This is a genomic window from Pseudoxanthomonas sp. Root630, assembly GCF_001427585.1.
GTDB lineage: Bacteria > Pseudomonadota > Gammaproteobacteria > Xanthomonadales > Xanthomonadaceae > Pseudoxanthomonas_A.
In genome coordinates this window covers 42,059-66,440 of sequence record NZ_LMGY01000004.1, presented here as the reverse complement: position 1 = coordinate 66,440, position 24,382 = coordinate 42,059, and the positions used below count along the sequence as shown (strand labels likewise).

The following is a 24,382-nucleotide window of genomic DNA, read 5'->3' as shown; positions in this document are numbered from 1 at the left end:
CGCGGCTTGGTTGCGTAGTGGATCGGCGGATGAAGGCTTAGGCGCCAGTCGTCACAAGTGACCGGAGCGCGAGATCGCCAGAACCAGGCGTAGCGACAGCAATAGGGCCAGCAAATACGCGACGACCGCGAACAACGGCATGTCGCCCCAGATGCGAGGCCCAATGCTGTGCTGCATCAAGAGCGATCCAGCAAGGTAAAGCCCCAGCGTGATCAACGCGACCGACAGTCTGTTGCCGGTCCGGCTGATGTTGGCCTGCAATGCCTCAAGCCCCCGGTGGTACATGGTCAGGCTCGGCCTGCCATCATCCACCATCGCCGACCTGAGCAGTTCCGATGCGATCGTCGACAAGCTGTCGGCCGTGCGCGCAGCACGCTCGGCCACCGGCCGCCGGCTGCGGGCCGCCTCCTTGCTCAACGAAGCGGCAAGGGTTTCGCGGTGGAGCTCGAAACTTCCCAGCAGGTTGAACTCCGGATCGAGCTGGCGAATCGTGTTCTCGACCAGGAACAGTGTTCGGATCAGGACCAGCAGATGCCGGGGCAGCCGGAAACGCTCTCCTCCGCCCAGGCGTGAGATCCGCCACACCATCTCGGCCAGCGACCACTCGGTGACGGGCAGGCTCTCCAGTTTGTCGAGAATCTCGCCGATGGCGCGCGTGTACTCGCGACGGTCCACGGGTGCAACGATGAAACCCAGAAGAAGCGCCGAATCCAGCACCTCGTCCGCATCCGCATAGGGCACGGCAGCGATCATGCGTGCGAGTGCCAGCCGCGCCTTTGGATCTAGGTATCCGATCGAGCCGAAGTCATGAAGGCACAGTCGCCCATCCGCCATCGCGAACAGGTTTCCTGGATGTGGGTCGGCGTGGTACACGCCGCGAACGAACAAGAGGTGCAGATAGGCATTGAACAACTGATCGGCAATGGCGCGCCCTCGGTCGCTTCCGGCGAAGTCGGTGACGACGCCGCCGCTGCTGTATTCCTGAACTAGTACGTTAGGCGAGACATAGGGCTCGACGACGCGGGGCATCATGACGCCTGGCAGCCCCGCGATTGCTGACTGCAAACGCCGCATATTCCGCGCTTCGTGATCCAGATCGATTTCTGCAAGCAACTGCATGCCGAGTTCGTCGATCAGCGCCAGCGGCTGTTGCCGCCTGAGCTGCGGCCACACAGGAAGCAAAATCCTCACCAGCAAGCGCAGCAGCAGAAGATCGGTCTTGACCTGGGAGACGACACCGGGGCGGCGAACCTTGACCACGGCCTCTTGCCCGTCGTGCGTACGGGCTCGATGAACCTGGGCCACGGACGCTGCAGCAAAGGGAATTGCATCGAACCGTGCGAACAGCGTTGCCGCCGGTTGGCCGAACGCATCTTTGATGGCAGCTTCGGCAAGCTGCGACGAGAACGGCGGCACCCGGTTATGCAAGTCCTCCAGCACCACGCGGTACGCGTCGGGCAGCATGTCGCGACGCAAGCTCAAGCCTTGACCGAGCTTCACGAAAGTCGTGCCCAGCCCCTCCAGCGTCTCGCGCAAACGCTCCGCCAGCACCGATGGCGTGGTCTTCCGCAGGCGCCACCATGCCAAACCGAATCCAAGGGCAGCGACCACAATCTGAATGCCACGACGCAACGATGAGATTCGGGGTGGACGCATATGACCTTCGATTTCGTGTTCGATGGCCTGATGCGGGTTGCATTCCAGGCCCTCCTACGATGGCACCACCCCGCCATCTCCCCAACCCCAAACGCATCTACGTCAGAACCACAAGCGCAGGCCGACCACCCAGCGGTTGTCGGTTCGGGAATGACCGCTGAGCCTGCGCAGGTCGGACGTCTCGCCGAAGCTCCATTCGCGCTCGAACCCGATATAGGGCGCGAACTGCCGCGTGATCTCGTAGCGCAATCGCACACCTCCTTCTACCGTGCTCAAGCCTGACCCGATGACTTCCGCCGGATCGGACTGCCCGAACCAGTTGGCTTCGACACCCCAGCTTGCGATCAGCCGGTTGGTGAACAGCATGTCGTACTCGGCCTCGACGATCGCCGCCGTCTTGCCGCCTTCTGCGACGTAACCCGTTGCGGAAACCTCGAACTTATAGGGCGCCAGCCCCTGAACGCCGAACGCGGCCCAGGTGCGCGGCGTTCCGCCTCCACCGAAGTCACCGAAATCCCGGCGCACGCCCACCACGGCATCCCACCAGGGATGGATCGCGCGTCCGTACATCGCCTCCACCCGCGCGCGCTGCAGGTTCTCGTCCAGGGCGTGCCCCTTGGTCCTCAGCCAGAGGCGGTTGATGTCGCTACCGACCCAGCCGATTCCCTCCCAGGCGATCTCCCTGCCTTCATCCGTGTTCGCCCCTTCCAGCTGATCCATGAGCCAGAAGGAGTTCAGGCTGGTTCCATGCTTGTGGTAGTCCTTCAGCGTCGGAAATGCCGCCAGGCGATCGGCATCCGTGACGGCGGGGATGGGTTCGCGTGGCGAGTCGAGCACCCCCATCCGGGAATGATCCATCTGCGAATGGTCGACCTGCGGACGATCATGCTGCGAATGATCCATCTGCGAGTGGTCGACCTGTGGGCGACCATGCTGTCCATGATCCATCTGCGAGTGGTCCATGCCGGCATTGGGAGACTGCGCTGCCGTCGCGTCCTCTTCCTGCTGGTTCGCAGTCGGACTCGACGGGACAGGCTGGCCATGACCGGCGTGCTGCGCGTGGGCGCCGACAGGAGGGAGCAGCAATGCTGCGGCCAGCGCAGCCCACCGCATCGATGTTCTCACGCTCGTCATTCTTCGACCCTCACTTCCCGGAACATCCCGGATTCCATGTGGAAGAAGAGATGGCAGTGGTAGGCCCAGCGACCGAGCGCGTCGGCGCGCACCCGGTAGCTGCGCTTCGTGCCCGGCGGCATGTCGATGGTGTGCTTGCGCAAGTGGAAGTTGCCCTGTTCGTCCTCAAGGTCGCTCCACAGGCCATGCAGATGGATCGGATGCGACATCATGGTGTCGTTCACCAGCACGATGCGCATGCGTTCGCCGTAGTTGAGGCGCAGCGGCTCGGCGTCGGCGAACTTGATCCCATCGAACGACCAGGCAAAGCGCTCCATGTGGCCGGTCAGGTGCAGCTCCACCGTGCGCCCCGGCTCGCGACCGTCGGGGTCCTCGAACAGGCTCTTCAGGTCGGCATACGTCGCCACCTTGCGGCCGTTGCCGCGCAGACCGATCCCAGGATCGGACAGTCGCGGCTCCGGCGCCATGGTCTGCATGTCCACAAGGGGATTGCCTGTTTCGCTGGCCGGATGAGTCTGCATCTGCATGCCGCCGCCTTCATGCGCGGAGTGCGCGCCTGGTGCGGCCGGAACGCCGTGCCCGGCATGCGGATCGGCGGCCACGGCCCCCGCTCCGTGGCCCGCGTGGGGGTCCGGCGCCGGCGCGGCGCCATGCCCGGCATGCGGATCGGCCGATGCGGCCGCCAGTCCGGAATGGGCACCGTGGCCGCCATGCCCCATGTCGGCCATGGTCAGCAGCGGCCGCGGGTCCACCGCCGGTACCGGAGCACGCAAGCCCTCGCGGACCGCAAGCGTGCCACTGACGTAGCCGGTGCGCGCGGAGTCTTGGGCGAAGATCGTGAAGGCGTCCTGCCCGGTAGGCTCGACGATCACGTCGAAGGTTTCGGCAGTGGCGATGCGCAGCTCGTCCACCGTCAGCGGGTGGACGTACTGGCCGTCGACCTCGACGACCGTCATCTTCAGGCCCGGGATGCGGACGTCGAAGTAGGTCATCGCCGCACCGTTGATGAAACGCAGGCGCACCTTCTCACCGGCACGGAAAAGTCCCGTCCAGTTGCCCAGCGACGTGGTCCCGTTTATCAGGTAGGTGTAGGTATGCGCGTTGACGTCGGACAGGTCCGTCGGCGTCATGCGCATGCGTCCCCATGCCTCGCGATCGCTTAGCGTCGCGCTCAAGCCGTCCCGGCGCACGTCGCGGAAGAAGTCGCCCACCGTACGCTGGTAGTAATTGTCGTACTCCGACAGCTTCTTCAGCCGGGCGAACAGGCGCGCCGGGTCCATGTCGGTCCAATCGGACAGGAAGACCACGTAGTCTCGATCGTAGGAGAACGGAGGCGGATCGATGGGGTCGATGATCAGCGGCCCGTACATGCCGCCCTGTTCCTGGAACCCCGAATGACTGTGGTACCAGTAGGTTCCGCTCTGGCGGACATCGAACTCGTACAGGTAGCTCTCGCCGCGGTTGATGCCGTCGAAGCTGAAGCCGGGAACCCCATCCATGTTGGCGGGCAGCAGGATGCCGTGCCAGTGGATCGACGTCGCGTCGCCGTGGATCGAGCCGGGGGGAAGGTCATTCCGGGCCCTGAGCTGCACCCGCGTGCCTTCGCGCCAGCGCAGGATCGGTGCAGGCACCGAGCCGTTGACGGTGATGGCGGGCCGCGTCTTGCCCGTGTAGTTGACCAGGGTCTCGCCTATGGTCAGGTCGAACTGCGTGCCCGACAGGACTTCGAGCTGGCCAGGGGAGCGGAGCGCCCAGCTCTGCTTCGGCCAAAGTCCCAGGCCCAGCACTGCGCCACCCGCTGCCAATCCTTGAACGAACTGCCTTCGAGACAGCAGCAGCTGCTCGGCGGCGTTCGTGCCTGAAAGTCTGGATCGCATGCATGACCTCCTATGATCGGTATCGGCTGACATCGAGCCCGCCCGGCCCATCGCCACGATCTGGGTGCCGGCCACGCGCGCCGGAGAAAGCGCCAGCGTGGTGAGGAACGCGGGTCAGCGTGCGCATGACAAGCCACGTGACGGTGGCCGGAATGCTTGCCAGATGGGCCGCACAGGATCCAGGCAACGGTCGGGGTTGAACGCAAGGGCGTGGTGCTCGCGTCATGGTGACCAGCCTAGGAGGGGTCACTTTCGGCGGGATGACCCATCCATTACATTCCCGTCATTTCATGGTCATTCGCCCTGCCAGAGGCCTCGATGCTTGGGCGGTTGCGCCTTACCCCCGCTGGGCCTTGCGCTTGCCGACACCACGGTCGTCGACCGCGCCGCGTCGGCGCTTGGGTTCTTTCGCCGCCGCCGCAGACGGCTGTTCGAGATCGGCCAGGATCGGGCAATCGGGACGGTCGTCCCCCGAGCAGCATGTCGCCAGCTGCTGGAGTGTCGCTGCCATCTCTTGCATGTCGGCGATCCGCCGTTGCAGATCCTCGATGTGGTCCAGGGCGATACGCTTGACGTCGGCGCTGCGCCGGCGGCGGTTGCGCCAGAGCTGCAACAGGCCATCGATCTCGGCGACGGAGAATCCCAGATCCCTCGCGCGCCGGACGAAGCGCAGCACGTGGACGTCCTTTTCGGTGTAATCCCGGTAGCCTGCGTGCGTGCGGCCAGCCGGTGGAATCAACCCGATCTGCTCGTAGTAGCGGATCATCTTGGCCGATACACCCGAGGCCTTCGCCGCGTCACCGATGTTCACGTCATTCTCCTTTCGGTCCCAAGCCCGCCGCCCCGAAACTCGCCGAAGCGGCGGCACCCCTCGAAGCCGGCAGTTGGCCAGCCGACGCGGCCGTCGTCGGCGGTTGGAATCGCCGTAACCTGAGTGCGTTGCCGAGGACGAAGACGCTCGACAACGCCATGGCGCCTGCCGCGAAGACCGGCGAGAGCAAGACGCCGTACGCCGGATACAGCACACCCGCGGCAACCGGGATCAGGGCCGCGTTGTAGGCGAACGCCCAGAACAGGTTCTGCCGGATGTTGCGGATCGTCCTCTTCGACAGCGCGATGGCGTTGGGCACGCCCTTGAGGCTGCCCGACATCAGCACCACGTCGGCCGCCTCGATCGCGATATCGGTGCCCGTGCCGATGGCGATACCCACCTCGGCCTCCGCCAAGGCCGGCGCGTCGTTGATGCCATCGCCCACGAACACCAGATGGCCATGCAAGGCCCTGAGCCTGCGCACCGACTCCACCTTGCCCTCCGGCAGCACCTCGGCGACCACCTCGTCGATGCCCAGATGGCGGGCGATGGCCTCGGCCGTGCGCCGGTTGTCGCCGGTGATCATGGCCACCTTGAGACCCAACACGTGGAGCGCGGCGATGGCGTCGGGGGTTGTGTCCTTGATCGGATCGGCCACGGCGATGACGGCCGCGAGCTTGCCGCCGATCGCTGCGTAGAGCGGCGATTTGCCCTCGTCGCCCACCCGTTGCGCGTTGCCGGCGAAGGCGGTCACATCCAGCCCCAGCCGGTGCATGTAGCGGTCGGCACCGATCTGGACACCCAATCCGTCCACCTTGGCCTCGACGCCGTACCCGGTCTCGGACCTGAAGCCGGCGACCTCCGGCAAGACCAGGCCTTCGGCTTGGGCGGCCTCCACGATGGCGCGGCCGACCGGGTGTTCCGACATCGCCTCGACGGCCGCGATCCGCGCCAGCACCTGCGCCCGGTCGAAGCCCTCGGCGAGTTCCAGATCGGTGAGCACCGGCCGGCCTTCGGTCAGCGTACCGGTCTTGTCCAGCGCGACGACCTTGGCATCCTTGAGCAACTGCAAGGCCTCGCCCTTGCGGAACAACACGCCCATTTCCGCGCCGCGCCCGGTGCCGACCATGATCGAGGTGGGCGTGGCCAGCCCCATCGCGCAGGGACAGGCGATGATCAGCACGGCGACGGCGTTGACCAGCGCGAACGTCAGCGCCGGTGAGGGGCCGAAGGCGAGCCAGAGCAGGAATGTCAGCAGCGCCACGCCGATCACGGCCGGGACGAACCACGACGTCACCTGGTCGACCAGAGCCTGGATGGGTAGCTTGGAGCCCTGTGCTTCCTCGACCATGCGGATGATCCGGGAGAGCACCGTGGACTCGCCCACTGCGGTCGCGCGGAACGCCAGCGCGCCGTTCTGGTTGACCGTGCCGCCGACCACCGCGCTGCCGGCGGTCTTCGCCACCGGCACCGGCTCGCCCGTGATCATGGACTCATCGACGTAGCTGTCGCCCTCGATCACCTCGCCGTCGACCGGTACACGTTCGCCGGGCCGCACTTCGACGGTATCCCCCGGCGCCACCTCGCCGAGAGCGATCTCGGCCGTCTGCCCGTCACGGCGCACGCGCGCGGTCCGCGCCTGCAACCCGACCAGCCGCTGGATCGCCTGGGAGGCGCGCCCTCTGGCCCGCGCTTCCAGGGACCGGCCGATGAGAATCAGGGTGACGATGACGGCCGCCGCCTCGTAGTAGACGTTGACCGCCTGCGCGGGCAACAGCGCGGGCGTGAAGGTCGCGACCAGCGAGTAGGCGTAAGCGGCCAAGGTGCCGACCGCCACCAGCGAGTTCATGTCCGGCGCCAGGCGCAACAGCGCGGGGAAACCCTGCTGATAGAAGCGCCGGCCTGGCCCGAGGATCACCAGCGTCGTCAGCGCGAACTGGATGATCCAGTTCCACTGCATGCCGATGGTGCGCACGATCAGGTGATGCAGGCCGGGAACGAGGTGCGAGCCCATCTCCAGCGCGACGACCGGCAAGGTCAGCGCAATGGACACGACCACCGCGCGTTTCAGTGCCGCCTGCTCGGCCTCCTTGCGGGCTGCGTCATCGGCCTCGCGCAAGGCCGCCCGGTCGATCGGCCGTGCCGCATACCCTGCGTCGTCGATGGCCTGGATCAGCAGTGGGGAGTCCGCGCCGCCTTCCACGACTGCGCGCTCCGTCGCCAGATTGACGCGCGCCGCCATCACGCCAGGGACGGCGCGCAAGGCGCGCTCCACACGTCCGACACAGGACGCGCAGGTCATGCCCTCGATGGCGAGTTCGGTCTTCCGCACAGCGTTCGTTCGCAGGGAGGCGCTTGGGGCAACGGAATCCATGGTGTTCATCTCGCCGGTGCAATGGTCAGTAAACAAGTCTGCGGGTTCCTACGGTGGGAAGGTCAACCCCTGCATGGCCCGCGAAAACCCTTGACCTTCCAACGATGGCAAGGCCCATCCTAACCGTACACAAATCAGCAGGAGGTGCCCCATGCACGCATTTCACATCCAGAACATGACTTGCGGCGGCTGCGTCCGAGGTGTGACGCGCGCCATCCAGTCCGTCGACTCGGATGCCCGGGTTCAGGCTGACGTTCATACCCGACGGGTGCAGGTCGTGTCCGAGCAGCCTAGCGAGATCGTGAAAGCCGCCCTGACCAAGGCGGGCTACCAGGCGATTGGCGTCGATCCCTGACGCGCCGCCCGGCGGAGCGTTCAAGTCCCATTGATCGACTGCAAGCAGCGAAGGGGCTCTCGCCAGCGCGGTCGTCGCACGACGCTGTGCCTTGAGCGTGTGGGCCGGTTCGCTCAGCCGGGATCATCCGGGTGGTCGGGCGCCGCCGGTCGACGGCGCCGCCACGACCATCCTCGTTCGATCTCGATTTGCAGTGCAACGCTCAGGAAGGTGCGGATCAGCACGATCAGCGCAAGGATCGCCACGCCCTGGAGCGAGGGATCGATGGTGACGGTGCGGATGATGTCCGCGGCCACGAGGAACTCCAGGCCCAAGACGATCGTGCCGCCGAGCTCCTGCCGCAGGGCGTGATAGCGCGCCGTCATCCCGACCTTCGTGTGAAGGAAGGCGAACCGCCCACACGCCAACAGGCTTCCCAGCGTGATGACGCCGACACCGAACAACTCGAATCCAGCCACCGCGATTCCGATGGCGGCATGTGGCAAGTCGACGCTCATCGGCCTGTCCGGTCAATGGTGGTCGTAGATGCCCACCCCGCGAATGTCGTTCCAAGACGTGGTCTGGTGGCAGAGGTAGCATTGCTCGGGCTGCGCATTCCGGACACCCGCAATCGGCTTGGACATCATCGAGAAGTGCTCCTTGTAGTGGCTGAGCGGCGCGAGATGGCACTGGCCGCACTCGGTGGAACTGGGCAAGGGATGCCTGAACCCGGCGATCGACCACGTGCCGGTGCCGTGGCATGTCGCGCAATCGTTTCCGAACACCTGGACGTGAGGGTCCGTGGTCTTGTGGCAGCTCGCGCAGTCCAGCAGCGTCTCCTTGTAGGTCATGCCGCTGGCGAGCGAGACGTTGCCGGGCAGCGCCTCTGGCCTGTGCGCCTTCACGTGCGCGAGCAGCAGCGCGCCCTCGTGGCGCTCCGGAGCACGATCGAGCCATCGCACGATGATGTCGGTCAGCGCCGCATGGTCCATGCCGCGCAGGCTGCGACCGGCGTCATGTTCCTTGTGGCAGGCCACGCAGTTGTTCGTCTCGGCGATGTCGGCATGGAACGCCGTCGGCTGCCGCTGCAGGAGGGCGGTTTCGTTGGCATGGCAGGCAACGCAGGTCGCATCCTGCACCCCCTTGACCGGCGTGTGGCACGCCGCGCAATCCTCCTGCAGGAACGCATGCGCGCTGGACAGTGGGCCAGGCGAGGCCATGCTCTGCCACGTCGCGACGTGCAGCGTCTGCGGCACCGCCTTCCACAGCGCGAGTGCTGCCACCGACGCCAGCACCGCGAGCAGCGCGACGATGATCGTTCCCTTTCGACTCATCTGAACCAGCGCAGCCCGAAGTAGATGCCGGCCCAAATGTGCAGCGCCAGCAGGAGATAGAAGACGATCGAGAACGCGATGTGCGCCGACAGCCAGCCGGTGAACAGCTTGCGCACCCGCTCCTGAAACTGGATTGAGTACTGCAGGTCGCCGGCGCCGGACGCCAGCGGCAGCAGTTCGGCGCCGGCCTTGGCCGTGCCGGCGCCGCCTGCCGGCGCCTGCGCGTAGGCCCAGTACGCCCCATCCAGGAGGCGCCACAGGCCGTCGAGCTGTGTCTTCTTCTCGCGGATGTTCTCGGCGACGTAGCGCAGGTAATGCTGGCCGATGAACCCGGTGAGCACGCTCAGCAGCATCGACGCCGTCAGCGCGATCCCGAGCACGCTCTGGAACTTGTGCCCGCTATGGATGATGGCCAGCAGCGCGCCGATCAGGCCGAAATACACGTGCGCCTGCAGCAATGCGGCGAAGCTGTGCTCGCGGGTGAATGCGCGGCGTAGCGTGGCGCTGCGCTTGACCACGGTGTAGACGAGCGGCACCAGCAAGAACGCGGCGCCCACGACGCCGAACACGCCACCCCACAGGCTACCGGCGAAGAACGGAGCGCGGTGTACCAGGAAGCCCAGCCACAGCACCGCCAGCATCGACACGATGATCGTCGCGGCGATGCGATCGTGCCTGCCCATCTAGGCATCCACCGAGATGTCGGCCGACGCTTTCGCCTGGCAGGCCAGGATCATCCCCGACGAGCGGTCGAGCGGGGTCAGGCTGTCGTCCACCGCCATGGTGACCTCGCCCGAGAGCAGTTTCACCTTGCAGATGCCGCAGTAGCCCTGCCGGCACGCGTACTCGATCGGGACGCCGACTTCTTCGGCGGCCTCGAGGACGGTCTGGCCGGCGATCAGCGGCGCCTTTTTCCCGGATCGCTCGAAGCGGCATGTCACGGCCGCAGCGGTGTCGCCGGCTTGGCCCGGTTCGGGCGTCGCCGGCTTGGGCGGGCTCAGGAACAGCTCGGAGTGTATCGACGCCGGATCGATGCCCAGCTTGCCCAGCTCGTTGCGCACCGCATCCATCATCACCGGCGGACCGCACAGGTGGATGCGGCGCGAGCGGATCTCGGGGATCTGCCCCAGCAGTTCGGCGGTGATGAACCCGCGTGCGCCGGTCCACTCCTCTGATGACTCCTCACTCAACACGATGGACACATGCAGGTTCGGATGCCGACGGGCAAGCTGGTTCAGCTCGTCATGGAAGATCACGTTCTCCAGGTCCTTGCAGGCGTAGACCAGGTCGATCCGGCCGTTCCAGCACTGGTCGGTCAGGTAGCGGATCGAGCTCATCAACGGCGTGATGCCGACACCGCCCCCCAAGAGCACGACGCTGTCGGACTCGACGCCGCGGAAGGTGAAGCGGCCGTACGGGCCGGACGCATCGAGCAGATCGCCTTCCTGGACGTGTTCGTGGAGGTATCCGGACACGATGCCGCCGCTTTCGTGCTTGACGGTCAAGTCGCACCAGCCATGGCAGCATGGCGATGAGGCGATCGAATAAGAGCGCTTGACCTGTTTCCCTTCCGAGGGCACGGAGAGCGTGAGGAACTGGCCGGGCTCAAACTCGAAAGGCAGGGCACCTGTCCCCTCGACGGGTGCCAGGCGGAACGTCTTGACCCGGGATGTCTCCGGGAAGATGCGCGCGACCCGCAGCTTGCCGACCCAACTGCCCGTGGTGGACGCAGGCGTGCGCGCCTGCGGGGCGCCTTCGGGCGAAGCAACGGCAGGTGCCTGTACCGCGGGGCCTGGCGATGCGCCGGCACGCGGTGCCGGGGAGGACGCCGGAGACGCCGGTGCTCCCGTGCGCAACGTGGCCAGCACCGCGTTCGTACGCCGGTTGCGGGCGACGTACATCCACGCACCCAGCAAGGCAAAAGCCGACAGCAGCGCCATCGTGAAGTAGTGAAAGCCCGACAGGCCGAAGACCCCGTGCGCCGGGACCGTGGTCAGGGGATCGGTCAGATTCATTTCGCGACGGAACCAGTCCAACGCGATGCCGCGCGGCGCCTGTCCTTCGGCCAGCGCGCGGTAGGCCGACAGGCCGCTGTCAAACTCGCCCCAGGCCACGCGCATCCGATCAGACGCCTCCTGCAAGCCGGCGTAGTCGTTGCGTTGAACCGCATGCGACGCCTCCGACGACAGGGTCGCCAACTGCTGGATGCCTTCGTGCATCCGATGGTGGGCGAGCTGCTCGACGCTGGCACGCCGCTCCGGCGGAAGGTCCGGCAGAGCCATCAGTTGGGGATACAGCAGCTTGTTGAGGCGCCGATCGCGACCGCACTCGTCTCCGCGGCAGCCGCGCATCATGTCGTCCATCATGTCGTCCATCATGCCGCCCATGGAGCCGCCCATCGACGCACCTGCCGCAGCCGGCATGCCGCCAGCCGCGTCAGGGTGATGCGCGGCATGGTCGTCATCGCCCATGCCTGCGTCAGCCGGGGGTGGGGTGCCCATCGGCATGCCCTGCATCGGGCTGCTGCCTTGCATCGATGCGCCCCCGACAGCCGGTTGCGGCGCCGCCATGTTTGCGGCTTGGTCAGCGTGATCGTCGTCGCCCATCGGCGCGTCAGCCGACGGCGCGGGTTCCATCGGCATGCCACCCATCGAACTGCTGTCTTGCGCGGCTGTCGTTCCAGCGGCCGCCGTGCTGTTGGTCTTGTTCGGTGGATGAACAGCGTGCGGATCGGCGGTTGTCTGAGCGCCGGCCGCAGCATACGCCAGCGACATCGCCAGCACGGCCAGGGCAACGATTCGCCTCCACCCCATGAAGCTCTCCGTCGACACAGCGGCCGCCTCCTACATATGGCCCATCTTCTTCTTGGCCATGCCGCCGCCCATGCTCGAATCCATCTTCTGCATGGTCGAATCGACTTGCTGCATCTGCCGCTCGCAGTTCTCCATATCCTTCTTCATCTGTTCCATGTGCTGCATCGCGGCGGACATGTCCATGTCATTGTGCGTGGACGTGTCTCCTGCCTTCATCGACATGGCCTGCTGATGCATCTGCGTGCTGCCTTCCTGCATCTGGCGGCCCATCGCTTCCATGGCCTTTCCCCGTTCACGCATCATCGTTGCCATTTCCTCCATATGCGAAGCCATGACGTCGGGCGTGGCAGGCGAATTCGGGGAAGCAGGCGACTGCGGACCCGGAGCATGTGCCGCCGGGGGATGGGGCGCCGCTGGGGCGCTCATGCTGGCGGGCGACTGCCCCATGGCGCCTGACTGACCATGCTTGTGCTTGTCGTCATCGGCCAGCGCTGAGCCGGCGAGCATCCCACCAAGCAAACAAACGATCACCAGTGACGGCCGACGATAATGCCTCATGACAACCTCCGATAAGTTGGCGGCGATTCCCATCGGGAACCGGCGGATGCGGCGCACCCACAAAAGAAACCGGTCCGCGTCTGTGGCCGGCTTGTTCGCTTCCACCCTACGTACGGCAAGCTGTCGACGGGATGACCCCGCCATTACGATGCTGCAATCGTCTCGTCATTCAACCAAGACCTTTGGATCAATGATGCGCGTATTGAATTCGCTCCTCTCGTGGACGCACTCAGCCGCCTCCGAAGTGACCAGCGCATTGCAGAAATGTAATGAATGGGTCATTCAGATGAAAGAAGAGCTTTCCTAGGCTGGCACCGGGCATACCTCCCCAGCCCATCAGGAGATTTCAATGAAGTCTGTCAAAGCGTCTTGGGTCATGATGTTGTGTGCGATGTTCGCCGTAGCCATTCCGGTCTATGCGCAGCAGCCCACCGAAGAACCGGTCATAACGCTCCTGAACGATATCGCGGACAAGCCGGAGAACCATCTGGCCATCGCCGCGTATTACCGCACGCTGGCCCGCGAAGCCCTGGCAGAAGCCGAAACGCACAAGACGATGCGCAACACGTATCGCCATAATCATCAAGCCTTCAAGAGTGGGACGGCCACGGACCAAACTCTGGCCAGACACTGCGATAAGCTGGTCAAGTTGAAGGAAGAAGCCGCTACGGAATACGAGGAGCTTGCAAAGCTCCACGAAGCCGAGGCGGCAGCGAGGTAAATGGCAGACTGCAAGCTTCCTTTACCCCGCTCTCCTCTGAGTTGATTGGAGCGGGGAATTTTCAAAGTGCAAGGCGACTATTCAGGACGAATGGTGTTAGATCCGGAGCCAGGCAGGCCGCGGAGGCCATTCGGATACCGCTATTTGTGCAGCTTGCCTTATGTTGGAACCTTGCTGCGGCTTGATCTTGATCAATGCCAGTCGGCCCCAAGAGAGCTAGTCTGGCCATCATGAGAGCTCGCACGTCCCCTACCCTGATCCGCCCAGTGTCCGCAGGCGCGGCTTCGGGCGTGCGGGAGTTGTCATGGTGAAGCTGCTCAGGCGATGGCGGCGTTCCCGTCCTCGTGCCCGACTGGCATGGCTGGGACTGTGGGCGCTGCTGTTGCAGCAGCTGGCGCTGGTGGCCTACGCCTGTCCGCTGGAATCGGTGGAAGCTGGACAAGCGACCCTGATGGTCGGTTGCGAAGAGATGTCCGCGCCGGATCCCGATGCTCCGGCGTTGTGCGACCAGCATTGCCAGCGCGATCACATCGCCACGGCCGATGCGAAGGCCCCTCAAGTGCCTTACCAGCCGGCACTGGTTGCCTTCGCGCTGGTGCAGGCTCTGTTGCCACCGGTACACGCGCAGTTCTATCGGGATGTTCCGGTGTGCGTGTCCGATCCGCCTCCCCTGCAGCGCTTCTGTAGCCTGCTGATTTAAGCCCCCTCCTGGATTGACCCGTGCTCGTGCTGCATGCGTTGCAGCGCGCTCGTTGTCCTTTGTCCGGAGGTCTTATGGAGATGTCTTTCTTCTTGCGTGCAAGGCGCAGGATGGCGTGTGGATTCGCGCTTGCCCTGGCGCTCAGTGGTCCTGTGGTGGCAGCACCGCCCGCTATCCCGATCAGCTACACAGAAGCCCTACAGCGGGCGCTTGCTAATGCCCCTACCCTGCAGGCGCGCCGATCCCAGATCGATGCCAGTACCGAAGAAGCCGCGCGTGCTGGCGCGCTGCCCGACCCACGTTTGATCGTGGGGCTGGCGAACTGGCCCGTCAGTGGACCCGATGCCTTCAGCCTGCGGGCCGATGAGATGACCACCCAGCAAGTCGGTCTGATGCAGGAGTTTCCTGCGCGTGCGAAACGACGTGCCGAGCACGCGCTGGCGCAAGCGACGCTGGCGCAAGCGCGCTCACTGTCGATGGCCGAACAGCAGATGGTGGCCCAAGCGGCCGCGCTGGCCTGGATCGAGCTGTGGAGTACGCAGCAAGCCGTAGATGCGTTGGAAGGATTGCGCGAGCCGGCACGCATAGCCGAGCGTGCGGCGCGTGCTCGCTTGGCAGGTGGCACGGCCGGGGCCAGTGACGTGCTTGCCGCCCAGGCCGCCCTACTGCAGTTGGACAATCGCCTGGAGCAGGTACATGCGGAGCACGCCGCCGCGCAGGCCGGCCTGGCGCGTTGGTTGGGTATTGCACCAGAGGCGATCTTGGCCAGTGGTGTGGCACCGGATTTTTCGCAGTTGCCATTGGAGCCCACCCAACTGCTGGCCAAACTGGACCAGCACACGCCACTACTGGGCTGGGAGGCACGCCAGAGCTTAGCCCAGGCCCAGGTGGATGCGGCCGTGGCCGAAACCCGCCCGGATTGGAGTGTGGAGCTCACCTACGGACGTCGCGAGCGCGCACCCGACGGCATGGCGCGCAGCGACATGCTTATGGTGGAAGTGGGTGTGGGCCTGCCGCTGTTCCAGAAGAACCGCCAAGCACGAGGCATCGCGGCACGGCGGGCCGAGCTGGAGGCGGTGTCCGCAGAGCGCGATGAGGCCCGACGCATCCAAGCCGAGTCGGTGCAACGCGCGATAGCGCGATGGCGCGGGTTAACCGGCCAGTTGGAGCGTCAGAACACGCAGAGCCTGCCTTTGGCGCGCGATCGCGCACGCACGGCGTTGGCCGCCTACGGCGCCGGTGCCGACCTGCAGCCGTGGCTGGAAGCGCGGCGCGATGAGATCGAATTGCAACTGGAGAACGCCCGTCTGCTGGGCGAACAGGGCCGTGCCTGGGCGGCACTGGCCTATCTGCTGCCCCATGAGGAGAACACGCCATGAGCCCGACCAAAACGCGTCTCACACAGCTCGCCGTGGCCCTCGGGTTGCTGGCGCTCGGCTTTGCCGGCGGCTACGCCTGGATGACTCGAACCTCTGATACCACCCCGCCCACCGGCACGAGCGGCGCAGATCAAGCACGCAAGGTGCTGTACTGGTACGACCCCATGGCGCCGGAGCAGCGATTCGACAAGCCGGGCAAATCTCCGTTCATGGATATGGAGTTGCTGCCCAAATACGCAGATGAGGCCATAGGGGGCGGAACGCAGATCGATCCGCGCCTGCAGCAGAACGTGGGCATACGCACTCAGGAAGTGACGGTAGAGTCACTAGGTACCGCCGTACGCGTGCCGGGTACACTGACGTGGGATCTGACCCAGGAAACCGTGGTCAGTGCGCGCATGGAAGGCTTGATCACCCACGTGCAGGTAAAGGCGCCGTTTACCGAGGTTCGTCGTGGTCAAGCGCTGGCCACCGTGCAGGCCCCGGCATGGAACGCGGCCATCGCCGAAGCACATGCCCTGAGCCAAGCTCAGTCCGCGGGCGCGCGTGAGCTGCAGGGTGCGGCGCAACAACGTTTGCGTTCGTTGGGTGTTCCTTCTGGCGCCTCGGCCAGAAGTGGCGTCGTGCTTGGCGCAGACCACAGTGGTGTCGTGACCGAGATCCTGGCACGCGAGGGACAGACGGTGATGCCCGGTACGCCACTGTTCAAGATCAATGGGCTGGACACGTTGTGGCTGGAGGCCTCGGTACCCCAGGCAGCGCTGGGCACCTTGCGGCCGGGGACCTCAGTGCAGGCCACGGTCAGTGCCTGGCCGGCAGAGCGCTTTGCCGGACAGATCCAGGCGTTGCTTCCCCAGGTCGACATGGCTAGTCGCACGCAGCGGGCGCGAATTGTGCTGCGCAACCCGCAGCGTCGGCTGGTGCCGGGCATGTTCGCCGAGGTTCTGGTGCAGCCCGACGCCGAGCAGGCCCTGCCAGTCGTTCCCACGGAGGCGCTGATCGCCACCGGGCGGGACAGCCGGGTCATCGTGCAGGATCCGGACGGGAGCTTCCGGCCAGTGCGGGTGAGTGTGGGACGTAGCGTGCAAGGGCGCACGCAGATCGTGGCAGGCTTGGTCGGTGGTGAACGCGTGGTCGTCTCGGGTCAGTTCTTGCTCGACTCCGAAGCCAGTCTCTCCGGTGCGTTGGAGCGCCTGGGTGCTGCACAACCGACACGCCCTGCCAGCGCATCAGGTGTGCACGAGCGCCATGACGCCGGGCACGAACCACGCACTGTCGTGCCGTCACCGTCCAGACAGCCGGCGCCTGTCGCGCCAGACACCTCCACCTCTACGCCGCCGCGCTGCCCGGTGCAGTACTGGTATGACCCGATGGTGCCGGAGAAGCATTTCGACAAGCCGGGCAAGTCACCGTTCATGGATATGCAGTTGGTACCCAAGTTCGGCCCCGCCGCAGCCGCTGATTGCCAGGCAAGCGAGGTCATGTCCGAAGCGATGGAGGGCACACCATGATCGCGCGCCTGATCCATGCTTGCATCGCCAATCGCGTGCTGGTGCTGGTTGCCGCCGCGCTGCTGGCGGTGGTCGGTATCTGGTCGGTAAAGAACACGCCGCTGGATGCGCTGCCGGACCTGTCCGATACCCAGGTCATCATCCGCACGCAATGGGCGGGGCAAACCCCGCGCATCATCGAAGACCAGGTCACCTACCCGTTGGCCACCACGATGTTGTCCGTGCCGGGCGTGAAGGCGGTACGCGGCTTCTCCTTCTTCGGTGATTCATTCGTCTACATCCTGTTTGACGATGCCACTGATCTTTACTGGGCGCGCTCTCGAGTGCTCGAGTACTTGAGCCAGGTACGCGATCGACTTCCGCCGAATGTGAATCCGGCGCTGGGTCCTGATGCGACAGGACTGGGCTGGATCTACCAGTACGCCTTGGTGGATCGGACAGGTCAACGTGATGTGGGGCAGCTGCGTGCGTTGCAGGACTGGTTTCTTCGTTATGAGCTAAAAACCGTGCCGGACGTGGCTGAAGTAGCCAGTGTGGGCGGTGCGGTGCGCGCCTGGCAGATCCAGCCCGATCCGCAGGCGTTGGCGGCCCGTGGACTGACGGTGGCCGAGCTCATCGAGGCGGTGGATGCGGCCAACGGCGCTACCGGGGGCTCGGTGATCGAACAAGGCGAAGCCGAACTGATGGTGCGCAGCGAAGGCTACCTGCGCACACAGGAGGCGTTCGAACAGGTGCCGGTAACCGGCAACGACGGCATCCCCGTCCTGCTCGGCGAGGTGGCCACGATCAGTCGCGGGCCGGTCTTCCGTCGTGGTATCGCAGAGTTGGATGGTCAAGGTGAGGTGGCCGGCGGCGTGATCGTCCTGCGGACCGGCAAGGATGCCTTGGGGGCCATTCGGAACGTCAAAGCGCGACTGCAGGCGTTGCAATCCAGCTTGCCCGAGGGCGTGGAAGTGGTGCCGGTGTACGACCGCTCCGAGCTGATCCAGGATGCGGTACGCAACCTCACCCACAAGCTTGGCGAAGAGTTTCTGGTCGTAGCGCTGGTATGCCTGCTGTTCCTGTGGCACCTACGCTCGGCGTTGGTGGCCGTCATCACCCTGCCTTTGGGTATCCTGGCGGCCTTCATCGTGATGCACGCCCAGGGGATCTCCGCCAACTTGCTGTCATTAGGCGGCATCGCCATCGCCATTGGTGCGATGGTCGATGCAGCGGTGGTGATGATCGAAAATGCACACAAGCATCTGGAGCACTGGCGGGAGGCGCACGGCCGGGAACCTCAGGGTGAGGAGCGCTGGCAGCTGATGGCCCGCTCGGCGGCCGAGGTCGGACCGGCCCTGTTCGCCAGCTTGCTGGTCATCACCCTGTCTTTCGTGCCGGTTTTTGCCCTGCAGGCGCAGGAAGGGCGATTGTTCTCGCCTCTGGCCTACACCAAGACCTACGCGATGGCCGCCGCAGCAGGGTTGTCGGTGACCTTGATCCCCGTCTTGATGGGCTACCTGATCCGCGGCCGCATCCGCCCGGAACAGCAGAACCCCATCAATCGCATCCTGATCGCTGGCTATCGGCCCATCCTGCTGTGGGTCCTCAAACATCCCGGTGTCACCTTGCTGCTCAGCGGCCTGCTGCTAGTGCTCACCTTGATCCCCTTTAGCCGGTTGGGCAGTGAGTTCATGCCGCCCTTGGAAGAAGGCAGCCTGTTGTACATGCCCACGGCCCTGCCCGGCCTGTCCGCCGACAAGGCCCGTCAGTTGCTCCAGCTCTCGGGCCGGATGATCAAGACCGTACCGGAGGTTGAGCACGTGTTCGGCAAGGCGGGCCGTGCCGAAAGTGCGACCGATCCGGCACCGATCGAAATGTTTGAGACCACCGTGACCTTCAAGCCGCGGGATCAATGGCGCCCGGGCATGACCCCCCAGAAGCTACGCCAGGAGTTGGACGCAGCGGTCAAGATTCCCGGTCTGACCAACCTATGGGTCCCGCCCATTCGCAATCGCATCGATATGTTGGCCACCGGCATCAAGAGCCCGATTGGGATCAAGGTCTCCGGACCCGATGTGGAGCAGATCGAGCGCCTGAGCCAGCAGATCGAGCAGGTGGCCAAGACTGTGCCCGGCGTGAGTTCGGCACTGGCCGAACGCGTCACGGGTGGGCGCTATGTCGATGTACAGGTGCGCCCGGAAATCGCTGCACGTTACGGATTCACTCAAGGCCAACTCCAGCAACTGATTGCCACGGTCGTTGGCGGTGATCCAATCGGGGAAACGATCGAGGGGCGCGAACGCTATCCCATCGTCTTGCGCTACCCCCGTGGCCAGCGTGACTCGTTGCAGGCCTTGCAGGATCTGCCGCTGATCGCGCCAGGCGGTGTGCAACTGACCTTGAGCCAGGTGGCGGAGCTGTCAATCAGCCCAGGCCCGCCGATGCTCAAGAGCGATAACGGCCGGTTGGTGGGCTACATCTACGTGGATGTGGCCGATCGCGACTTGGGATCGGTGGTCCAGGACCTGCAAGCCGCGGTGCAGACCCAGGTGAGTTTGCCTGCCGGCTATGGTCTGGCGTGGTCGGGGCAGTACGAGTATCTGCAACGGGCTTTGGCACGCCTGCAATGGGTGGTGCCCGCGGCGTTGGCGATCATCTTCCTGGTCATCTGGATGGTGTTTCGCCGGCTTAGCGATGTATCCATCATCCTGCTCAGCTTGCCCTTGGCGTTGGTGGGCGGTTTCTGGTTGATCTGGGGGCTGGGCCATGCGATTTCGGTGGCCAGCATGATCGGATTCATCGCCCTGGGCGGCGTTGCGGCTGAGTTCGGCGTCATCATGCTGCTGTACCTGCGTCATGCCTGGGAGCAGCGCTTGGCCAGCGGTGCGCCGGAAGATGTGTCTACCCTGCAAGAGGCTATCTACGAAGGCGCCGTGCAACGGGTGCGCCCGAAGGCGATGACGGTAGCCGTCATCCTGGCCGGGTTGTTTCCGCTTTTCGTCGGTGCCGGTGCCGGCTCGGAGGTCATGCAACGTATCGCCGCGCCGATGCTGGGTGGCATGCTCACCGCACCGGTGCTCTCTATGGTGGTGATTCCCGCAGCGTTCTATCTAGTGCGGCGACGTGGATTGCGCGCGGCGCGGGGCGACCAATGAGAGACAGACTGAGCACTTGAGGTAAGTCCCCACAAAAAGACGCCAGTCATGGAAGAAGTCATGACTGGCGTCAAAGGGGAGAGTACCGCCTACATGCTTACTTATCAGTGCCCGGCGTGCGGGGAAATCTCAAAGCTCAGCGACGCCCGATCCGACACAAAATCCAAACCCTTTTGTGTAGAGGGCACCATGTGATTGGTGTGGATGTACCAGGTCTTGGCGGTGGTCACCTGGAAACTGGCTTGGCCTTGGGCATCGGTGCCCAGGAGCGTAGCGCTACCGTGCCCACCCTTGACCGGTGCGTCAGCACGATGACCGACGTACACGCGTAGGTTGGGCACTGGCGTGCCCTGCTGCAGCACCTGGAACGACAGCTGTTCGCCGACCTTCACGCTTCCAGGATTGCGGGCCAAGCGGATCTCCAGCGGATAGCCCAGCGAGGCAGCGAAATCGTCGGTCAGTTTTGTGCCCACCTGTCCAATAGCACGAGCATGCTTGGTATAGCTATAGGTGACCCCTTTGGGAAACTTGCTCGCATCATAGGTGGCCAGGGTATCGGGCAAGTCTTCCAACTCCAGGTACTTGCCGAACTCGCTGGCCGTACGCGTGCTGGTGGAGGCCATCGTCGAGACCCCCAGCAGATAGGTGCCCTCGCCCGCCGGATGCACGGTGAGCTGGCTCTGCTTGCCGACCTCTTTCCAACTGGCCAAGTCCGGTGCAGCCTTAGCGCCGCCCTGACTCAGCGAAACGTCCTGTAGACGCGCTCGGGTGACTGCACCTGCACTTTCATCGAAGGTGCCATTGTTCACCAACGCTGTGTTCGCCTCGCCCGCTGCGGTGCCGGGCTTGGAAAACGCGACAAACAGGTCGTGCGCGCCGGCGCTGCCGGCCACCGCGAACAGCAGTAGTGCGGCGGATAGTTGCGTGTTTCTCATGATGTGTAGCTCCTTGGGATCGTGGCTTACCAGTGGTAACCAAAGCGGACATTCCAGCGACGACCCAGCAAGTCGTACGTCATGGTGTCGGTGTTGGCGTTGGGGTTGTTCTGCACGAACGGCGCCTTCTTATCGAGCACGTTTTCAACGCCGGCGGAGATGTCCCATTTCTTCTTGATGCCGTAGCTCAGTTGCAGGTTGTGGTACACCACGCTGGACACATGCGAGCCGATCGTTCCGGGCACGGCGATGATGTCGTCCGCACTGCCGATGTACTGCGCCGAATAGACGCCAGTCCAACGGTTCTTGCCCATGCGCAGTGAGCCCAAGCCACGCCACTGGGTGTAGCTACCCAAGCCGCTGGTGATCTTGCCGGCGTACTCAATGGTGGTGGCACCGGCGAAGGGAGTGACGTCGTAACGCTCCAGATACGAGGCGTCCAGACTCGCGCTGGCCTGCCAGCCGGCCACATCGAACTGATACAGCACGCCGATATCAACACCTTCGGATTCCTCGCTGGCCGCATTGACCTGCTGGGACGAGAGGTAGTTGACCTCACCGGTGACCGAATCACGGGTGAAGTTGGCCGGTGAGCAGAACGGATGGGCCAAGTTCGGTGTGGTGTAGCACGCACGCAGCTTGACCGAGCCTTCAATGCTACGGATCGCATTCTCGATGCGGATACGGTAGTAATCGGCCGTGAGCGTCAGCCCCGGCGCAAACCCTGGGGTCCACACAAAGCCTGCCGTGAAGGTCCGCGCATCTTCAGGCTTGAGGTCGGGATTGCCGCCGGTCGTGGTGAGGATGGTGTTGCCCAACTGACGAAAGTTGGTCGGCACGCCCGCGGCTTGGCAGTTGGCCCGAATGACCGAGTCGGCCGGTAACGTGCTCCAGTTGCTGCACGGATCCAGCGTAGTCAAGCTGCCTTGGCCGATGCCACCGAACAACTCCGGAATGCTGGGGATGCGAAAAGCCGTGGCGTAGTTGAGACGGATCTTGAGAGGTTCGGCCACCTGCCAATCCAACCCCACCTTGTAGTTGGTGTCGCTGCCGAACAGGTCGTAGTCCGAATAGCGGCCGGCCAGGTTCAAGGTGGCGTAGTCCACCAGCGGAATGTCCTGCAACAGCGGGACGGCGAACTCGACAAACGCTTCCTTGGCCGAGTACTCGCCTTCGATCGGATCTTGACGCACGATGTTGGCGCTGCCGTTGACCACCAGCGGGTCCGGATACAGCCAACCGCGTTCCTTGCGAAACTCCACGCCCGAGGCGAAGGCGACGCTGCCGGCGGGCAGATCGAACAGGGCGCCGGAAATGGTGCCGCTAAAGCCCTGCTGGCTGTTGCCACCCGAGCCACGCTGGGTAAACAGAATGTAGTCCAGCACTTCAGGCGTCAGATTGCCGTAGCCCAGATAGTTGCCGCAAGGAATGGCCGCGCCCGGGGTGTTGCTGCACAGGCTGGTATTGAGAGTGTTTTCCACCCGGTCCAGGTTGGCAATGTTGGTCGAGCTGTCGGTGGCCGAATTGCGCCCCCAGTTCAACGCCACATTCCATGCCCAGTTATCGCCCCACTGCCCTTCCAGCCCTAGCACGGTGCGGAACGTATCGACCTCCTGCTCGGTGATGCGCGCCCCGGCTTCTTCGAGACGCCGACGTTCCAGGGTCAGGTTCTGGCCGGTGGGATTGGTGGGATTGGTGGCGGCGATCCGGATGGTGCGATACACCCCCAAGGTGTTGGGCGAAGCGCGCTGATTGGACTGGCGATTGGTCGCCATCAGTTCCGTGAACAGACGGGTGTTCTCGGTCAGGTCGAATTGACCAAAGCCACTCAAGCCCACTCGCTTGATCGGGCTGACCGCATTGAGCAACAAGTTGTAGTTGTAATTGTGCTTGGCCGGATCATAGAGCTCGTAGGAGCGTGGATCCCCGTTGGGGTCCTGGTTGAAGTTGACCACGCGACCATCGGCCAGCCGGGCTCGCCCACCGATGGTGGACGAGTTGCCCACGCACTGCAGGGTGCCGGCCACCACACCCAACGGACACGGTGCCCGCGAAGCCATGGTGATCGTGCCGCTTTCGGCATAGGTCAGGGCACCCGACATTGAGCTGCGCTCGCCGATGGTACCGAAGGCCAGGTTGAAGGAGCCGATCTCGCCATCGCCCTGGAAAGTCTGACCATAGCGGGTGGATAGCTCCACGCCATCCATTTCCTTGCGCGTGATGATGTTCACCACACCGGCCACGGCATCGGCGCCGTAGATCGCCGATGCGCCGTCCTTCAGGATCTCGATGCGATCAACCAGGGCCAAGGGCACCACGTTCAGATCCACCGAATTGTTGGCGCCGGTACCACCGTTGACCACGCGTCGGCCGTTGAGCAGTACCAAGGTGCGGTTGACGCCCAAGCCACGCAGGTTGATCTGGGTGGTGCCGTTACCGTTACCCGTCCAGAAGTTGTTGGATTGCGAGCCGGCTGCACCGGCCGATGCAGGCAAGCGCTGCAGCAGCGTCTCGACCGAGACGGCACCGGAGCTCTGGATGGTCTCGGCATCAATGACCGTGGTGGGGCCCACTCCAGACATCTGGGCGCGTTTGATGTGACTGCCGGTCACCTGGACCGCATCAAAGGTGGTGGGTGAAGCGGCCGACGGCGTTGAGGCGTCGGCGCCGCCGGAGAGGGAGGCGCTATAGGAGGCATCGGGACCGGCTTGCCCTACACCGGAGGTCGGTGCGTTGCGCGTAGGCGTCGGCGTGTTGGCACCTTCTCGCACGATCGCCAGCGCGCCGCTTTGATCGCGCTTGACCGTCAGTCCGGTTCCGGCGAGCAGGCGGTTCAGCGCTGCATCCTGGGACATGTCCCCACGCGCGCCTGCGGTGCGTCGATCACGAACATCTTCGCTCAAGTAGACCAGACGAACACCCGATTGCCGGGCATAGGCTTCCAGCGCGACTTTCAGATCCCCTTCTGGAATATCAAAACTGCTCGTTTGTGCAGCGGCGGAGGCCGCGATGACCAGACCACACATGACAGCCAACGCTGTCCTCGCCACTTTCGTACGTGCCATGCATTTTCCCCAGGTCGGCGCGAATCGGCCTGATATCTGTGAC

Annotated in this window: 17 protein-coding genes and 1 pseudogene; 6 read left to right on the top strand and 12 right to left on the bottom strand. The window is 64.5% G+C overall.

All coding sequences use genetic code 11. The features are described from left to right. Positions 1-51: 51 nt before the first annotated feature. From ASD72_RS04450 to ASD72_RS04430, 5 genes and pseudogenes are all read right to left on the bottom strand, one after another. On the bottom strand, positions 52-1,632 hold the full coding sequence (locus ASD72_RS04450) for an AarF/UbiB family protein (protein ID WP_054665548.1): 1,581 nt from the start codon (positions 1,630-1,632) through the stop codon (positions 52-54). Between the two features lie 126 nt (positions 1,633-1,758). After that, positions 1,759-2,619 (bottom strand): copper resistance protein B, encoded by an 861-nt coding sequence (locus tag ASD72_RS04445; protein WP_056878758.1) that lies wholly within the window; start codon positions 2,617-2,619, stop codon positions 1,759-1,761. Between the two features lie 167 nt (positions 2,620-2,786). Continuing rightward, positions 2,787-4,667 (bottom strand): copper resistance system multicopper oxidase, encoded by a 1,881-nt coding sequence (locus tag ASD72_RS04440; protein ID WP_054665543.1) that lies wholly within the window; start codon positions 4,665-4,667, stop codon positions 2,787-2,789. 337 nt (positions 4,668-5,004) lie between these two features. Next, the gene (gene cueR / locus ASD72_RS04435) at positions 5,005-5,478 is read right to left on the bottom strand and encodes a Cu(I)-responsive transcriptional regulator (RefSeq protein WP_054665540.1); all 474 of its coding nucleotides are present in this window, start codon (positions 5,476-5,478) and stop codon (positions 5,005-5,007) included. A 1-nt stretch (position 5,479) separates the two neighbouring features. Next, a pseudogene (locus tag ASD72_RS04430) lies at positions 5,480-7,798 on the bottom strand (heavy metal translocating P-type ATPase); the annotation flags it as partial. Positions 7,799-8,003: 205 nt separating this feature from the next. On the opposite strand from ASD72_RS04430, the gene ASD72_RS04425 reads away from it, so the two are divergent. Next, positions 8,004-8,207, top strand: coding sequence for a heavy-metal-associated domain-containing protein (locus tag ASD72_RS04425; RefSeq protein WP_054665537.1), 204 nt, complete (start codon positions 8,004-8,006; stop codon positions 8,205-8,207). Positions 8,208-8,320: 113 nt separating this feature from the next. Here ASD72_RS04425 and ASD72_RS04420 read toward each other — a convergent pair whose 3' ends face one another. The 5 genes from ASD72_RS04420 to ASD72_RS04400 are packed head-to-tail and all read right to left on the bottom strand — an operon-like array spanning position 8,321 to position 12,996. Next, positions 8,321-8,704: a DUF1622 domain-containing protein gene (locus tag ASD72_RS04420; RefSeq protein ID WP_054665533.1), complete on the bottom strand. Its 384-nt coding sequence runs from the start codon at positions 8,702-8,704 to the stop codon at positions 8,321-8,323. A gap of 12 nt (positions 8,705-8,716) precedes the next feature. Beyond that, positions 8,717-9,520, bottom strand: coding sequence for a cytochrome c3 family protein (locus tag ASD72_RS04415; RefSeq protein ID WP_054665529.1), 804 nt, complete (start codon positions 9,518-9,520; stop codon positions 8,717-8,719). After that, the gene (locus tag ASD72_RS04410; RefSeq protein ID WP_054665526.1) at positions 9,517-10,203 is read right to left on the bottom strand and encodes a hypothetical protein; all 687 of its coding nucleotides are present in this window, start codon (positions 10,201-10,203) and stop codon (positions 9,517-9,519) included. Before ASD72_RS04410 ends, ASD72_RS04415 begins: the two co-directional genes overlap by 4 nt. Then, the gene (locus tag ASD72_RS04405) at positions 10,204-12,333 is read right to left on the bottom strand and encodes a 2Fe-2S iron-sulfur cluster-binding protein (RefSeq protein ID WP_200948831.1); all 2,130 of its coding nucleotides are present in this window, start codon (positions 12,331-12,333) and stop codon (positions 10,204-10,206) included. Between the two features lie 30 nt (positions 12,334-12,363). Continuing rightward, on the bottom strand, positions 12,364-12,996 hold the full coding sequence (locus tag ASD72_RS04400; RefSeq protein WP_170298374.1) for a hypothetical protein: 633 nt from the start codon (positions 12,994-12,996) through the stop codon (positions 12,364-12,366). Positions 12,997-13,240: 244 nt separating this feature from the next. Between ASD72_RS04400 and ASD72_RS04395 the strand changes: the two genes are divergently transcribed. From ASD72_RS04395 to ASD72_RS04375, 5 genes are all read left to right on the top strand, one after another. Beyond that, complete coding sequence (locus ASD72_RS04395) at positions 13,241-13,612, top strand: hypothetical protein (protein WP_056878756.1); 372 nt, start codon at positions 13,241-13,243, stop codon at positions 13,610-13,612. A 304-nt stretch (positions 13,613-13,916) separates the two neighbouring features. Continuing rightward, positions 13,917-14,312, top strand: coding sequence for a hypothetical protein (locus ASD72_RS04390; RefSeq protein WP_056878755.1), 396 nt, complete (start codon positions 13,917-13,919; stop codon positions 14,310-14,312). A 110-nt stretch (positions 14,313-14,422) separates the two neighbouring features. Further along, entirely contained in the window at positions 14,423-15,691 is a 1,269-nt protein-coding gene (locus ASD72_RS04385) for a TolC family protein (RefSeq protein WP_235577934.1), read from the top strand. Further along, entirely contained in the window at positions 15,688-17,202 is a 1,515-nt protein-coding gene (locus ASD72_RS21410; RefSeq protein WP_054665516.1) for an efflux RND transporter periplasmic adaptor subunit, read from the top strand. Before ASD72_RS04385 ends, ASD72_RS21410 begins: the two co-directional genes overlap by 4 nt. Then, positions 17,199-20,339 (top strand): CusA/CzcA family heavy metal efflux RND transporter, encoded by a 3,141-nt coding sequence (locus ASD72_RS04375; RefSeq protein WP_005413407.1) that lies wholly within the window; start codon positions 17,199-17,201, stop codon positions 20,337-20,339. The genes ASD72_RS21410 and ASD72_RS04375 overlap by 4 nt, the downstream gene beginning before the upstream one ends. Before the next feature lie 104 nt (positions 20,340-20,443). On the opposite strand, the gene ASD72_RS04370 is transcribed toward ASD72_RS04375, so the two are convergent. Both ASD72_RS04370 and ASD72_RS04365 read right to left on the bottom strand, forming a co-directional pair. After that, positions 20,444-21,274, bottom strand: a complete 831-nt coding sequence (locus tag ASD72_RS04370; protein ID WP_056878754.1) for a DUF4198 domain-containing protein — start codon at positions 21,272-21,274, stop codon at positions 20,444-20,446. 26 nt (positions 21,275-21,300) lie between these two features. Continuing rightward, positions 21,301-24,339 carry a TonB-dependent receptor gene (locus tag ASD72_RS04365; protein ID WP_081420135.1) on the bottom strand — a complete coding sequence of 1,013 codons (3,039 nt, stop codon included), beginning with the start codon at positions 24,337-24,339 and terminating at the stop codon, positions 21,301-21,303. Positions 24,340-24,382: the final 43 nt, after the last annotated feature.